13 protein-coding genes are annotated in these 15,361 nt (G+C 29.5%); 1 reads left to right on the top strand and 12 read right to left on the bottom strand.

The features are described 5' to 3' along the window. Positions 1–4: 4 nt before the first annotated feature. A complete protein-coding gene (locus tag AC2JAQ_RS00410; protein ID WP_488457375.1) occupies positions 5–559 on the bottom strand; it encodes a metallophosphoesterase in 555 nt (184 codons plus the stop codon). 357 nt (positions 560–916) lie between these two features. Between AC2JAQ_RS00410 and AC2JAQ_RS00405 the strand changes: the two genes are divergently transcribed. Then, positions 917–2,089 (top strand): NAD(P)-dependent malic enzyme, encoded by a 1,173-nt coding sequence (locus tag AC2JAQ_RS00405; protein WP_488457374.1) that lies wholly within the window; start codon positions 917–919, stop codon positions 2,087–2,089. A 382-nt stretch (positions 2,090–2,471) separates the two neighbouring features. On the opposite strand, the gene AC2JAQ_RS00400 is transcribed toward AC2JAQ_RS00405, so the two are convergent. The 11 genes from AC2JAQ_RS00400 to AC2JAQ_RS00350 all read right to left on the bottom strand — a co-directional run bounded on the left by AC2JAQ_RS00400 (position 2,472) and on the right by AC2JAQ_RS00350 (position 15,348). Beyond that, positions 2,472–2,927: an arginine repressor gene (locus AC2JAQ_RS00400; protein WP_488457373.1), complete on the bottom strand. Its 456-nt coding sequence runs from the start codon at positions 2,925–2,927 to the stop codon at positions 2,472–2,474. A gap of 75 nt (positions 2,928–3,002) precedes the next feature. Further along, complete coding sequence (arcC, locus tag AC2JAQ_RS00395; protein ID WP_488457372.1) at positions 3,003–3,947, bottom strand: carbamate kinase; 945 nt, start codon at positions 3,945–3,947, stop codon at positions 3,003–3,005. Between the two features lie 173 nt (positions 3,948–4,120). Beyond that, entirely contained in the window at positions 4,121–5,557 is a 1,437-nt protein-coding gene (arcD, locus tag AC2JAQ_RS00390; protein ID WP_488457371.1) for an arginine-ornithine antiporter, read from the bottom strand. Between the two features lie 146 nt (positions 5,558–5,703). Beyond that, complete coding sequence (argF, locus tag AC2JAQ_RS00385) at positions 5,704–6,699, bottom strand: ornithine carbamoyltransferase (RefSeq protein ID WP_423239712.1); 996 nt, start codon at positions 6,697–6,699, stop codon at positions 5,704–5,706. Positions 6,700–6,805: 106 nt separating this feature from the next. Further along, positions 6,806–8,047: an arginine deiminase gene (gene arcA, locus AC2JAQ_RS00380; RefSeq protein WP_488457370.1), complete on the bottom strand. Its 1,242-nt coding sequence runs from the start codon at positions 8,045–8,047 to the stop codon at positions 6,806–6,808. Between the two features lie 466 nt (positions 8,048–8,513). Next, positions 8,514–9,938, bottom strand: a complete 1,425-nt coding sequence (locus AC2JAQ_RS00375) for a 6-phospho-beta-glucosidase (RefSeq protein ID WP_488457369.1) — start codon at positions 9,936–9,938, stop codon at positions 8,514–8,516. 350 nt (positions 9,939–10,288) lie between these two features. Next, positions 10,289–10,744, bottom strand: a complete 456-nt coding sequence (locus tag AC2JAQ_RS00370) for a hypothetical protein (RefSeq protein ID WP_488457368.1) — start codon at positions 10,742–10,744, stop codon at positions 10,289–10,291. A gap of 115 nt (positions 10,745–10,859) precedes the next feature. After that, entirely contained in the window at positions 10,860–11,360 is a 501-nt protein-coding gene (locus AC2JAQ_RS00365) for a YbhB/YbcL family Raf kinase inhibitor-like protein (RefSeq protein WP_488457367.1), read from the bottom strand. A gap of 370 nt (positions 11,361–11,730) precedes the next feature. Continuing rightward, the gene (locus AC2JAQ_RS00360) at positions 11,731–12,546 is read right to left on the bottom strand and encodes an alpha/beta fold hydrolase (RefSeq protein ID WP_488457366.1); all 816 of its coding nucleotides are present in this window, start codon (positions 12,544–12,546) and stop codon (positions 11,731–11,733) included. Positions 12,547–12,760: 214 nt separating this feature from the next. After that, on the bottom strand, positions 12,761–14,269 hold the full coding sequence (locus tag AC2JAQ_RS00355; RefSeq protein WP_488457365.1) for a thiol-activated cytolysin family protein: 1,509 nt from the start codon (positions 14,267–14,269) through the stop codon (positions 12,761–12,763). A 407-nt stretch (positions 14,270–14,676) separates the two neighbouring features. After that, a complete protein-coding gene (locus AC2JAQ_RS00350) occupies positions 14,677–15,348 on the bottom strand; it encodes a DUF4352 domain-containing protein (protein ID WP_488457364.1) in 672 nt (223 codons plus the stop codon). Positions 15,349–15,361: the final 13 nt, after the last annotated feature.

Below are 15,361 nucleotides of genomic sequence, written 5' to 3'. Positions count from 1 at the left end.
TAGTTTATTTTTCATATATAGCATATCCAAAGTTATTTTTATTCCTTATTATCTCTTCTAAAGTACAAGGTTCTAAATTATTAACATCAGCTCCAACATTATAAGCATTATCCATGTTATACATTATTTTAGTTTCCATATTACAAATATCATGCACATGGCCATATAGATGTATTGACCCATTATTTTTATATGCCCACTCAATTATTGGATAATGGAATAATACAATTTGTTTTCCACAATCCTTAATTATTTTATAGTCTACTACATCTAAAAATAACTTTTTTAATTTTTCATTATTTTCTATCCACTGATCATGATTACCCTTAATCAATATTTTTTTACCATTTAATCTATTTATTATCTTTTCATAGTCTAGCTTTATCCCATAAAACATATCCCCTAGAACATAAACAGTATCCTCATACCCTACTTTATTATTCCAACGTTTTATTAATCCTTCTGTCATATCTTCTATAGATTTAAATGGTCTCTTTGAGTACTTTATAATATTTTTGTGTCCAAAGTGAATATCACTAGTATAAAAGTTTTTTCCCATAATATCCCCTCCTATTAACTTTCTTAAATTAAAATATGTTTTAAATAAGTTTTGATTTTTCATATATCTTAATAATTACATATAAATCAATATTCCCTAAAACAATATTTAAATTAGAAAAATGTAAAATTTAATATACTTAAATATTTAATTGCCTGTATATATTAATTATATTAATATATTCACTATAAAATTTATTATAAATCTTTCTCATATCGTACTTATTATTTTTAAATTTTACATAATAAATAATCAAAACTGTAAAATTATAAAGAACCTCTATTTTTCAGTATTATTTATGTAGTATACCATTAGAACATATTTAATTTAAATACTTTTTGAAAGAAGGTTTAAAATATGAATATTTATGAAGAAAGCTTAAAAATACATGAAGCCAAAAGAGGTAAAATCGAGGTTAATTCAAAGGTTGAAGTTAAAAATAAACATGATCTAAGCATTGTTTATTCTCCAGGTGTATCTGAGCTGTGTAGAAAAATAGAAGAAAATAAAAATGATGTTTATAAATATACTTCAAAAGGAAATATGGTGGCTGTAGTTACTGATGGCTCCGCTGTTCTTGGTCTCGGTAACATAGGACCTGAAGCTAGCTTGCCTGTTATGGAGGGAAAAGCGATATTATTTAAGGATTTTGGAGGAGTTTCTGCCCTTCCAATATGTATAGACTCCCATGATGTTGATACAATAGTTAATACAGTTAAACTTATTTCACCAAGCTTTGGAGGGATAAACTTAGAAGATATCAGTGCTCCTAGATGTTTTGAAATAGAGGAAAGATTGAGAAAAGAATTAGATATTCCTGTTTTTCATGATGACCAGCATGGTACTGCTATAGTAGTATTAGCTGCAGTGTTAAACTCTCTTAAATTAGTTAAAAAGAATATTGGTGATATAAAGGTTGTAGTAAATGGCATTGGTGCCGCTGGAACTGCTATATGTAAGTTATTATTAAATGCTGGAGTTAAAAACTTAGTTCCTTGTGATAAAGTAGGAATAATAAACGAAGATATGCAAGAAATCGACTATGCAAAAAGAGATTTGGCTAAAATAACTAACCCTAATAAAATTACAGGTACATTAGCTGATGCCTTAAAAGGAGCGGACTTATTCGTTGGAGTTTCAGCTCCAAACATTGTTACTAAGGAAATGGTTGAGACAATGAATAAGGATGCTATTATCTTTGCATTAGCAAACCCAACACCTGAAATAATGCCTAATGAAGCAAGAGCTGGTGGCGCAAAAATAATAGGAACTGGAAGATCAGATTTACCAAACCAAATAAACAATGTATCTGTATTTCCTGGATTATTTAAAGGAGCCCTATCAGTTAGAGCCTCCGATATTAACGAAGAAATGAAACTAGCTGCCGCTATGGCTATAGCTAATTACATAGATGAAAAAGACCTAAATTATGAAAATGTAATTCCTTCATCATTAGATAGAAATCTAGTTGATGTTGTAGCTAAAGCTGTGGCAGAGAAAGCTAAAGAAACCAATGTTGCTAGAATTTAAATGTCTCTTTATGATTAATTTTAAATATAGGTAATAAACAAAAAGCTCCTATAAAAATATAATATTGTTTTTATAGAAGCTTTTTATTGATTATTTTCTTTAATTAAATACTTTGTCTGTCACATTAGACTTTCATCTTTTAGGTAATTGTTTAGGATTTTATTTACTCAATTAAAATATTTTTTATTTTTTAATACTCTTATTTCTTTATAGTTTCTTGTATAATTTTTAATTATAAAACGCAACATTTTTAAGGTGGTAAGATTTTATATATTTTTTACTTAGTTTCTCTTTTAAACTAATATTAATCTTTAGTTAGATCTGAATATCTAGCTGAAAATCAATATTCACTTTAAATATAACTTTTACTTCTTAATTCTAATTATAGTCTTAAAGAGTCTAATTCTTTAAATATTTGTTGTGTAGCATTAAGGCTTCTACACAACACCAATATATGATTTTTTCTAGCTACAGTTCCGGCTATTCTATTATCTCCAAGTCTATCTATAAATTCTCCAACTAAACTAGCCATACCATTTAATGTATTAACTAATATAAAACATTCTTGAATAGCTACACCTACAACTGAGCTTTTAAATATGTTCTTATATTTCTTCACAAAAGCTCCTTCTTTTACGACTACATATTTATGCTCTTTATTATCAAAACTTTTTCTGATTATATTCATTTCATGTAAATCTCTTGATAGTGTAGCTTGTGTTACACTTATTCCACATGCTTTTAGTTCAATTATTAATTCTTCTTGTTTACCGATACAATTGTTTTCTACTATATCTAATATTGCCTGTTGTCTTAAAGATTTCTCTAAATTACTCATAGTTTCTCCTTTGCTACCCTTTAACCCTGTATGTATGCTAATATAAACAATGAAATTAATATTTTGGGGTAATTTTTATTTAATTATTTTTGTTCCAGATTCTCCTCTTAAAGCTGCTTTAGCACTACTTAAAGAAGCAATTATAGCCATTTTATCATCTCCGCTTAATACGAATTTTTTACAAGCTTCAACTTTTGGAAGCATACTTCCTGGAGCAAATTGTCCTTCTTCTATATATCTATCTACTTTTTCTAGATTAATTTCTTTTAAAGCCTCTTGATTTGGTTTGTTGAAATTTATACAAACTCTATCTACTGCTGTTAGTATTAATAATGCATCTGCATCTAATATTTCAGCTAATTTTTCAGCGGCGAAGTCTTTATCAATAACAGCTGGTACTCCTATAAGGCTATTTCCGTCTTCTACTACAGGGATTCCACCGCCTCCGCAAGCGATTACAACAAATCCGTTATCTACCATAGTTTTTATAGCTTCTTTTTCTACTATATCAACTGGTTTTGGAGAAGCTACTACTCTTCTATATCCTCTACCAGCATCCTCTTTCATAGTATATCCTTTGTCCTTTTCTAGCTTTTCAGCTTCTTCTTTTGAATAGAAAGAACCTATTGGTTTAGTTGGATTTTTAAATCCAGGATCATTCTTATCAACTATTACTTGAGTTGTAATTGTATCTACTGATTTTTTAATTCCTCTTTTTAAAAGTTCTTCTCTTATTGTGTTTTGAAGATGATAACCGATATAGCCTTCTGAAAAAGCATCCACTACATCAAATGGGAATAATGGATTTCCATTATCAACTTGGTGAGCTAATTCGATACTAGCTAATATTTGTCCAACTTGTGGTCCATTTCCATGTACTATTGATACTTCATGTCCATCTTCTATTAAATCAGCTACTGAAACAGCTGTCTGTCTACATGCTTGTAATTGACCTTCTGCACTTTTATCTTTTGAATCTTTTTGTAATGCATTTCCGCCTAATGCTAAAACAATTTTCATTGTCTTTTCCTCCCTTTTTTCTCACAATTTAATCTTTAAGTAAGTACTTTATATTTATATTCATTTTCAATTTTATTTTATGGTTTAAAACAACCTTGATCTTCAGCTAGTCCTGAATAACTAGCTAGAAATAAACGTTTACTTAAAACTTAGTCTTATTTTAAGATCATACTCTAAATAGTAATAGTTCCATTAACTAGCATTACTACTGCTATAATTGCTATAATTAAAACAATTATTGCTAATATTTTTTCTTTTCCTACGAACACTTCACCATCTTTATTATTCTGTTTCTTACCAATGTAGAAGAATATAATTCCTACTGCATATAGTATGAAACATAATAATAAATATTTAAGCCCTGCAGCATAGCAAAGCCATATAGCATAAACAGTTGCTATTCCACCAAAAATTTTATCTCTAGTTCTACCAGTAGGATTTTTATCATAAGTTTCACCTGTTAAAGCTAGCTTAAATCCATACATAGCACTTAAAAGATATGGTACTAATATAGCTGTACTAGCTACTGAATATAAAGCTTGATATGTACTACTTGCTACTAATGTTAATATTAAAAATGCTTGTACTAATAAATTAGTTATTATTAATGAACCACTTGGTGTTCCTTTCTTGTTTAACTTAGCAAATACTTTAGGTAATACTCCATCCTTTGCTGCTACATAAGGAATTTCTGCGGCAAGTAATGCCCATCCAAGAAGTGATCCAAATAGTGAAATTATTAATCCTAAATTTATAAGAACTGCACCCCATTTACCTACTGCAAACTCTAATACATAAGCCATTGAAGGATTTTCAAGACCTGAAAGTTTAACTCTGTCCATAACTCCAAGTGCCATTAATGTTATTAACATGTATATTATTAATGTTCCTATAAGACCAATCACTGTTGCCTTACCTACATCACTTTGCTTCTTAGCTCTTCCAGAAACAACTACAGCTCCTTCAATACCTATAAAGCACCATAATGTTACTAGCATTGTACTTTTAACTTGTTCTACAATTCCACCTATACCGCTTGTACCCCAGAATTGGAATGTAAATTTATCAAAATTAAACATAAATAATGAAATCACTATAAATAAAAATATGGGAACTAATTTAGCTATAGTAGTTATAAGATTTATAAGTGCTGCTCCACTTACACCATTTAATATTAATAATGTAAATGCCCAAAGTAATATTGATGCACCTATAATAGCTGCTACATTATTTCCTTCTCCAAACACTGGGAAGAAATAACCAATTGCTCCAAATAGAAGTACTGAATAAGATACATTTCCAATCCATGCACTTAACCAATATCCCCAAGCTGAGTTAAATCCTATATATTCTCCAAAACCAGCTTTTGCATAACTATAAACACCACCAGTAAGCTCAGGCTTTCTATTAGCTAATGATTGATATACAAATGCTAATGCTATCATTCCGATACCTGTTATAATCCATCCTATTATGATTGCTCCAGTTCCAGCTCCTCTTGCCATATCTGATGGAAGATTAAAAGCTCCCCCTCCAATCATAGAACCAACTATTAATGCTGCTAATTGAGCAAACCCTAATTTTTTTGGTTCATTTTGTTGATCTGCCATATAACTCACCCACTTTCACCTTAGTAAAAACAGGGCAGCATTTATAATATGATGAAAGGAAAATTCAGTTATTAAATTTAAATAATTTAAATGCTAATTATTCTCCTTAGATAATATTATAAATACAGCCCCTTAAGAAAAATTTATTATTTTCCAGCAGTTGCTACCATTACTGCCTTAATTGTATGCATTCTGTTTTCAGCTTCATCAAATACAACTGAATTTTTGCTTCTGAATACTTCATCCTCAACTTCTCTTATATCAAGACCTAATCTATCCATCATATCTTTACAAACTTCTGTATCTTCATCATGGAATGATGGTAGGCAGTGCATGAATAAAGTATTTTTATTTCCTGTTTTATTCATCATTTCTCTAGTTACTTTGTATGGAGTTAACAATTTAACTCTTTCAGGATATAAACTTTCATCTTCTCCCATTGATACCCAAATATCAGTGTAGATAACATCTGCATCTTTAACTGCTTCATCAACGTTTGAACAAAATTCTATTGTTGCTCCTGTTTCTTTTGAGTATTCTTGCATTTCTTTAAGAATATCTTCATCTGGTTTTAAGCTTTCTGGTCCAAGAGCTACGAAGTGCATTCCCATTTTAGCTGCACCATACATTAATGCATAACTCATGTTATTTCTTGTATCTCCAGCGAATACTAATTTGATTTCTCTTAATGGTTTGCTTGCATGTTCTTCTATTGTTAAGAAGTCTGCTAATATTTGAGTTGGATGGTCAGCATCAGTTAATCCATTCCATACTGGAACTCCTGCATGTTTAGCTAATTCTTCAACAGTTGATTGTTTGAATCCTCTAAATTCAATACCATCGTACATTCTTCCAAGAACTTTTGCAGTATCTTCTATTGATTCTTTTTTACCCATTTGTGAGTTAGTTAAGAATGTTACATGAGCACCTTCTTCAGCAGCTCCACATTCGAAAGCACATCTTGTTCTAGTTGAAGTTTTTTCGAATAATAAAACTACATTCTTACCTTTTAAGCTATCTCCTAATATTCCAGCTCTTTTTTTAGCTTTTAAATCATGAGAAAGATCTAATAAGTATCTAATTTCTGCTGGTGTAAAGTCTTTTAATGTTAAAAAGCTTCTTCCTTTTAAGTTAACTGCCATTTTTAATTCCTCCTAATATTCAATATTTCTTTATTTTTATACGTTTACAAAAATTCGAAATTTTTATATTCTCTTAAATTCTCTCTATATTATGTTAAGTATTATTTTATAAATCTTCTCTTATTAGAGGCATTGACATACATCTTGGGCCCCCTCTACCTCTTGATAACTCTGATGAAGGGATAACGTGTAATTTAATTCCTTGCTTTTCTAATATTGCATTAGTTACATAGTTTCTTGAATAAACTACAACTTCACCTGGTGCAATAGCAAGTGTATTTGAACCATCGTTCCATTGTTCTCTAGCAGCTATTATTTCATCTCCGCCACCACATTTTATTAATTTAATATCTCTATCTAGATATTTCTTTAAGATATTTTCTAAAGTATCTACTTCTTCAGTTACAAGTAGTTGTCCATCATTTTCAGGATCTTTAGATAATGCATAAACTTCTAAAGGTCCTACTATGCCAGGATGAACTGTAAATTTATCATAATCTACTTGAGTAAATACTGTATCTAAATGCATAAATGCTCTTGATACTGGTATTTTAAATGCTAATACAGTTTTGAAAGTTGTATCTGGGTAGTATAATAATTTTCTAGCTAATTTTTCAACTGATGCTGAATCAGTTCTTTGAGATATACCAACTGCTAAAATTTCTTTTGAAAGTATTAATTCATCCCCACCTTCAAGAGAAGTTTTTTCATCTCTGTTAAACCAGAATGGAATATCTTTTCCTTCAAATCTTGGATGATGTCTGAATATGTATTTTGCAAATATTGTTTCTCTATTTCTTGTATCTGTTCTCATATGATTCAATGTAATACCATGTCCAATTGTTGCAAATGGATCTCTAGTAAAATAAAGATTTGGCATTGGATCACATACAAATGGATATACATTATTTACTTGATCATATAATGATTCTCTATGATAATCCTTAAGTTCTTCTTTTCTTACCCCAGCCATCATTTTATCGACCATTGCTTTATTATCACTAAATGAGTTGAAGTATTCTATTAAGGCTTCTTTTAATCTTTCACTTTCAACTCCAGCCTCATCAATAAATTCACTTATAAATTGTTCCTTAACTTCTTCACTAGTTTCTATTGCTTCAGCAGCAAGAACTTCTAGATAAAGCACTTCTACTCCTGCATCTCTTAAAGTTTGTGCAAAAGCGTCATGTTCTTCTCTTGCAACTTTTAAAAATGGAATGTCATCGAATAGTAGTCTATCTAATAAATCTGGTGTTAAGTTTTCAATTTCTTCTCCAGGTCTATGTAGTAGAACTGTTTTTAATCTTCCAATTTCAGAAGTAACGTTTAATGCTCTGTCGTCTCTCATAATATACCCTTCCTCCCTTTATCTTTTAGGTTTTTGTAGGTCGTTTCCTCCCTACACCTATGTTATACACCCACTATTAAACGATTTCAAACCCACAAATTGGAAATTATTGCATATATGCTTTCATTTTTATTCAAAAACAAATCTAATCAATAAACCGGTTAATTAAACAAATTTTGTAAAAGTAAGATATTCCAATTATTGCTTATAATTTAAATAAGTTGAATATATTGTGTATATTCAATGAATAATCTTTTTAAAAAAATTTAATATTTTTTCATTTTTACCTTGAAATTAGGTTTAAACATAGAGATTCTAAATAAAATCTTACACGTATTTTATAACTCTACTCTAAAAATAATCGAAATATATTTGTACTTATTTGATTAAGTTTTCATTTTAAATAGTTATTAAAAAAATTAAAGCCCCTAATAAAATTAGAGGCTTTAATCGCTATTTTTTATATTTATAATATTTCTCCATTTGATTCTATAACTTTTTTATACCAGTAAAAACTCTTCTTTCTACTTCTTTCTAGTGTTCCATTTCCATCATTATCTTTATCCACATAAATGAAACCATATCTCTTTTTCATTTCTCCAGTACTTGCACTAATTAAGTCAATACATCCCCAAGGAGTATATCCCATTAAGTCTACTCCATCTATTTCTACAGCCTTTTTCATTTCAGCTATATGTCTTCTTAAATATTCGATTCTATAGTCATCATTTATAGACCCATCTTCTTCTACTATATCTACTGCTCCTAGACCATTCTCAACACAGAATAGTGGAATTTGATATCTATCATATAAATTGTTTAATGATATTCTAAATCCTTCAGGATCTATTTGCCATCCCCAATCTGAAGCTTCTAAATATGGATTTTTAACTCCACCTAACATATTTCCGCCTGTTTTCTCTTCATTCTCACCTTCAGCTGATTTAACTATTGTCATGTAGTAACTAAATCCAATGAAATCTACTTTTCCTTCTCTTAAAATAGCTTCATCATTTTCTTCCATTTTTATATTTATATCATTTCTTTCGAAGAATTTTTTAGCTTTATTTGAATAATATCCTCTTGCTTGAACATCTCCAAAAAGATATGTTGTATCCATAAACTCATTAGCAGCTTGTACATCCTTTGGATTACATGTAGCTGGATATGTTTGAGGGAATAAAATCATACATCCAATTTTAAATTCTGAGTTTATTTCATGTCCTAGCTTTACAGCCTTTGCACTAGCTATAAATTGATGATGAGCTGCTTGGTAAGTTGTCTGTAGTTTATTTTCACCCTCTTTAAATTTAAGCCCTGCTGGTATGAATGGATGAAGGGCTATAACGTTAATTTCGTTAAATGTCATCCAATATTTAACCTTATCTTTGTAACGAGTGAATATTACTTTGCAGTAATTAACGTAGAATTCTACTAATCTTCTATCTCTCCATGCCCCATATTTCTCTACTAAAGCATACGGCATTTCATAATGAGATATTGTAACTACTGGCTCTATTCCGTATTTTAAGCATTCATCAAATAAATCATCATAAAACTTTAATCCTTCTTCATTTGGCTCAGTTTCATCTCCATTTGGAAATATTCTAGTCCAGTTTATTGATGTTCTAAAGCATTTGAATCCCATTTCTCCAAATAATTTTATATCACCTTTATATCTATGATAAAAATCTATTGCCTCATGTGATGGATAGTATTTGCCTTCTATAACTCCATCAGTATATTCTCTAGCTTTATCTCTAGATCCACCTGTGGCTACGTCAGCTGTGCTTACTCCTTTTCCATTTACATTCCATGCACCTTCACATTGGTTGGCAGCAACTGCCCCTCCCCATAAAAATCCTTCTCTAAATCCTGATTTTTTTGTCATTCTAAACACTCCTTTTAATTTATTATCTATAATAATATAATAAAACTTAATTCTAAAAACATATTTCTTTTTATATTAATAATATTTTAAAATAGTGTTGATTTTCAGAGTTTATATCTTTTTTATCAGTCTCAATTATATCTAAATACTTATTAGAAATTATTATTATAGGTGTTATAATGGCTTAATAATTTCTATGTATATACTAATCGCATATATAATTGATTTATATTTTGATCTTTTAACACAAAAAGTATCAGTTGCTCTTATAAGTAACTGACACTTTTTTTATTAAACTGTATATAAACAATAAAAAATTATATATAGGCTATTTATTTTCTTAGATAAATCTATTTTAATTTAGTACTTTCATAGTTATAATCTATACTACTTCCAACAAGTACATCTTCAATTTTCTCTACTATAAGCCAATCATCCATATTGCTTTGATGTTCAAAATCTAAAGGCTCTATTTCCTCTAAGTTATTAAACTCAACTAAACATAAACATTTTTTATTCCATCTTTTAATTTGCTTTTCAGATAGATTTAATTTATCTTGGTTTTCCATAATAACATTTAAAGAATCATACTGAGAAAGTTTAACGTAATTTTCTATATTAACAACACTTGCTTTTGCAGAAATTTTTTTAGATCCTTTTTTCATAAAGTATAAGTCTTCACCTTTAAATACTCTACTATGAGGAATTTTTCTGCCTGCAGCTCCTCTAATAACCATTGTTTTTGTACCCTCAATTATCTTTTCTAATACCTTTTCTTTATCATCACAATAAACTACATGAACCATATTTCCACCTCTTATTTTTCCATTTTATACCTATTAATTATATCCATTTACATAATATTATACAAACAAATTCTAATTTAATAATTATGGTGAAAATAAAGGCTATGCTTTAAAATTAAGCTTCATAAATTCCTTTTAATGTGTACTCATCTAATATATGTCCATCCATTTTTCTAAATAGCTCATTTGCATAGAAACCATTCTTTAAGTCCACTAGACAATCTAATGCATATACATGAATTTCATAAATATGAGCCTTGTCTGGTGGTGTCATTCCGCCATAATACCTACATGCTTCCTTTGGTTTTTGTCCTCCTTGAATACTAATCCAACTATTTAACCCTTGTACAATATTATCTAAAGTTCTACTTGCATTCTCAGGAATTTCTTTTTCTGTGATATTAGCAGCAACCCAATGTATCCATGAGAATCCTTCACTTACTGGTATAGCATCCTTATCTTCAAGGAAAATAGCATATGATTTTGTCTTCTTTGGAGCATCTTTTATCTTTAAAGGAAGAGAGCACATTGGTATTCCATACTCATCTAAAGGTCCTCTTTTTCCAAATCTATCTTGAATAATTCCATTAATTATTCCTTTACTAGTTACTTTCATAAAATCATCTCCTAAAAATCTTACTTTTAATGATTCCCCTCTCTAAGCATCTGTGATTTATACTATGAGTTTATGATAAATCTAATATTTAGTAGACACAATCAATCACTTTTTTGTGTGTATTAAATAAATTAGATAAATATAATATGTATTTTTTATTATCTAACTAAAAATTATTGATTTTGCATTTATTCTATATAAAAAACTTATTTATTAAAATCTTTTACTTTAACTCTATTTTAAGTTGATTTTAATATAATCCCAAAAGAAAAAAGCTCCACTCCCATTAAGAAGTGGAACTTTATTCTATTGCATATTTTCTCCTATTAACTAATTTAAAATATTTGCTTATATGTGATTATTAATTGATTTAACTATTAACAAAACACAAAACCTCTCTATTAAACCTATCTTTTTCATCGTAGAATAAGCCATGTCCACTATCCTCAAATTTTATAAGCTTACTACCCTTTATAGCTTTATTTTGATATTCTCCCAATGGGAATAAGCATACCTTATCATGAATACCATGCAGGATTAATGTTGGTGTATTTATTTCCCCGAGATCCTCGAATAATTGTTCCTCATCAAGCCATGTTTTAGCGATTTCTGCTGTTGACCATCCAGCTGCCTTAAAGCCTAATTGTAAGAACCATTGTGAAAATGGACGACTAACTTTTTTATAGAAAAATGTCTTACCAAAATCCTCTAACATCTTAGGTCTATCATTATATGTTCCTTTGATAATCCTATCAACATCTTCTTTCTTTAATCCATGTGGGAAATAAGGTCGTCTAATAAGACTTGGAGCTGCGGCTGCACATAGTATAAGTTTATTTACCCCACACCCATTGTGCCTAGCCATGTACCTTACAGCTATTGCTCCTCCTGTAGAATGACCAAGTAATGTAAAATTATTAAGACCTAATTCTTGTACTACACATCTAACATCATCACTTAATGTATTATAATCATATCCATGCAATGGTTTATCAGAATTACCAAATCCCCTCTGATCGATTCCAATGCAACGACATCCTTTTCGTGCTAAATAATTAAATTGATATTCAAATAGATTGTGATCCCCTGGCCAACCATGAAGAAAGACTATGGTCTCCTTTCCCTCTTCATTAAGATCCTCTATATATAGCTTTACTCCTGGCTCAACTTTAACGTAATATCCCATGATTTATCTCCTGAAACTCTAGTATTAATAACATTAATAATATATTCTCATTAATATAACCTTGTGCTATTAATAAGATAATTCCTACTCATCTATTCAAGCAAAATTGTAATACTGATGTCATTGATTTTATTAATACCTCTTTTCAAAAGAAATAAGCCCAGCTAATAAGCTGGGCAGTCCTTTATGATAGTAAAATCTAAATATATAATTATTAATTATAAGTAACACCACTAGTTCCAGGATATAAAGTGGTTCCCCATATTGAAACATTTATATTATGAGTTAATGGTATATTATTCTCATCAACAACAGTTCTCCACCATTCCCAAGCAAGGCCTGTACATTCTCTTGCCATAACCTTTATATTCTTTGTATTAGCTGGAAGCGGTATTACAGTAGAAAAATGAGCTGTTCTATCTTTGTAATTTCCATCCCAAGTCTTATGAGTTAATACTTCATTTCCATTTTCATCATAAGAAACCTCATCCCATGATACATAAAACTGAGCAACATAAGCTCCACTATGATCAAGATTTATCTTTCCTTTAGAATATTCTGTAGATGTTGTTTCTATATAATCTGTTTTATTATGTACAGCCGCAAGTGAATTATCCTTTAAGAAAACACTAGTATATGAAATTGGATAAGCAGGATTTTTTGCACTAAAGGTTGCATTATCTTTAATTACATTTCTTATTTCATCAAAATCTTTAGTTACTACTTTGTTATGTTCCTGTGCATCTCCACCTAAAACCACTGCTGTAAATGAACTGTCTTCATAAATATCTTTATATTGTTCACTATTTTTTACATCAACATTTTTTATAAGAGCATTAAAAGCAGCTTGTACATCCTTACTCTTAGATGTTGTTTCTAACTTAACATAAATAGTTCTACCATAAGCTACGTTTGAAACCATAAGTGGTGGTGCTTCGTTACTTACGCCCTTTTGAGTTAACTCCTTAAATGTAACACTATCATCAAAAAGTTCAGATGGATTATTAGGTAACTCAGCACTTACTGTATAAAATATTTGTTTATATGCTAAAACCATAACCTTTTTTTCATTGTTTGCTACAGCATTAAAATCTATTCCAAGTGAGTTCTCAAGAACCTTAGCATTAACATTAAGTGCACTTGCTATTTGAGCTTTACTGTATACCATAGACTCTGAGTATTGAGTTCTTGCAGGTAAAGTATGTGTTGATGAGTACTTTTCATTCCAATTTGATACTAACTGATCAATTGCTCCAGACACATTTCCGTAAGTTGGGTTATCCACTTTTATAGTATTTTCACCTTTTAAACCTGGTAAATCTATACTAATATTAATAGGTTTTCTTTTACACATTAAAAGAGTAGGTCTATTTTCAACAAAGGCATCATCTGCAAGTTGTAATGCCCCTGGATATGTACGATCATTCACAGAATCAACTATTGAAATATCTACTGGCGATGTAGTAAGTGATTTTTTCTTATGCTCTACCACTATAAATTTATCCCCTGACCTTTTACCTTCCTTTGGAACAAAACTTTCAATTTTATCTCCATTAGTTGCTAATACTTCGTTTCTATTGTAATTTAAGCTTGATATTCCTAAGTCAATTCCCTCTTGGTTGCTAACAGTATTTGTTGCTGCTAAACTAACTACTGGCTGTGTGAACATGCATAAAGCAATTGCAAGGCTTGCCATAAGTTTTGTTTTCTTAAATTTCTTCATAATATACATCCCCCTTTTTTTGTTGCATAACTCATTGGATTTAATTCCTTAAAGTTTCAACAAATTCATCTTGTTGTAAAATTTTCGAAGGGTTACTACCGTTCAAAAATACTTATTACCCCTACATTAAGAAAACATTTTCATTTTTGATTTTATAAAACTAATAAACTCTTTCCTAACTTAAAATCTAACCAAGAAAATATTTACTAAATATTCATTTGTAATAAGTACCCTTAATATATCAGACGAAATAACCTCATTCAATAAGCTGTGCATAACTGGACACCAAACGTGAATAACTGGGATTCTGATTATAATGTCTAATCCATAAATGGAATTTCAAGGTATTAAAATGAGTTCTTAAAAAATTCAAAAGAGAGTTGTATATTTTATACTAATTCTTAAAGTTATTCGGCAACTATTTTAAATACATCAGTAGCTTTTCCATTAAACATATTGTCATAAAATTCTACTTCTAAATCATTTGATTCATTATTTAATGCAAAAGACATATTAGCAGTACATTTTTTACCTTTACTTATAGCTTGGGGATATTTTTCTGCTCCAGCTGGATACCCTTCTAATACATTTCCTGCAGAATCATAAACTTTAAAATTATAATCAAATATATGCAAATTTTCTTCATAGCCTATATTTTCATAAGTGTATTCTATGACAACAACCTTCTCCGCTTCTTTGTCCCAAAATTGATTTCTTTCATCTGTAAGTTTAACGCTATCTATAGTTAATGACATTAATTTAACGCCATTTTCATCAGTTAAATAGGAGGTTTCACCAAGACCTAATAATTTATTTTCATCTGTAATGTCTGTATTCATTTCTTCTAAATTTTCCTCAACTACTTCCTCACTAAAAGTTTCTTTTTCTTCATTATTAACTAATTCCTCAGAGTTATTTTTCTCTAAAGCAACTTTTTCAAATTCTAGTAATTGATTATATCTTTCTTTAGTTATATCAACCTCTGAAGTATTTCCTAAAGCAATACCTCCAATAATAAAACAAAGTACTCCTATGGTTATTTTACTTGTTAATAGTGCTTTTAATTTTGATTTATTCATAATTTTCCTCCAA

This window comes from Clostridium sp. LIBA-8553, from assembly GCF_057782465.1.
This window is presented reverse-complemented; position numbering and strand designations above follow the sequence as displayed.

What these genes read in the sequence shown, in the direction of transcription:
- AC2JAQ_RS00410 (WP_488457375.1), bottom strand. Translation starts at nt 559, where the DNA reads ATGGGAAAAAACTTTTATACTAGTGATATTCACTTTGGACACAAAAAT.
- AC2JAQ_RS00405 (WP_488457374.1), top strand. Translation starts at nt 917, where the DNA reads ATGAATATTTATGAAGAAAGCTTAAAAATACATGAAGCCAAAAGAGGT.
- AC2JAQ_RS00400 (WP_488457373.1), bottom strand. Translation starts at nt 2,927, where the DNA reads ATGAGTAATTTAGAGAAATCTTTAAGACAACAGGCAATATTAGATATA.
- arcC (WP_488457372.1), bottom strand. Translation starts at nt 3,947, where the DNA reads ATGAAAATTGTTTTAGCATTAGGCGGAAATGCATTACAAAAAGATTCA.
- arcD (WP_488457371.1), bottom strand. Translation starts at nt 5,557, where the DNA reads ATGGCAGATCAACAAAATGAACCAAAAAAATTAGGGTTTGCTCAATTA.
- argF (WP_423239712.1), bottom strand. Translation starts at nt 6,699, where the DNA reads ATGGCAGTTAACTTAAAAGGAAGAAGCTTTTTAACATTAAAAGACTTT.
- arcA (WP_488457370.1), bottom strand. Translation starts at nt 8,047, where the DNA reads ATGAGAGACGACAGAGCATTAAACGTTACTTCTGAAATTGGAAGATTA.
- AC2JAQ_RS00375 (WP_488457369.1), bottom strand. Translation starts at nt 9,938, where the DNA reads ATGACAAAAAAATCAGGATTTAGAGAAGGATTTTTATGGGGAGGGGCA.
- AC2JAQ_RS00370 (WP_488457368.1), bottom strand. Translation starts at nt 10,744, where the DNA reads ATGGTTCATGTAGTTTATTGTGATGATAAAGAAAAGGTATTAGAAAAG.
- AC2JAQ_RS00365 (WP_488457367.1), bottom strand. Translation starts at nt 11,360, where the DNA reads ATGAAAGTAACTAGTAAAGGAATAATTAATGGAATTATTCAAGATAGA.
- AC2JAQ_RS00360 (WP_488457366.1), bottom strand. Translation starts at nt 12,546, where the DNA reads ATGGGATATTACGTTAAAGTTGAGCCAGGAGTAAAGCTATATATAGAG.
- AC2JAQ_RS00355 (WP_488457365.1), bottom strand. Translation starts at nt 14,269, where the DNA reads ATGAAGAAATTTAAGAAAACAAAACTTATGGCAAGCCTTGCAATTGCT.
- AC2JAQ_RS00350 (WP_488457364.1), bottom strand. Translation starts at nt 15,348, where the DNA reads ATGAATAAATCAAAATTAAAAGCACTATTAACAAGTAAAATAACCATA.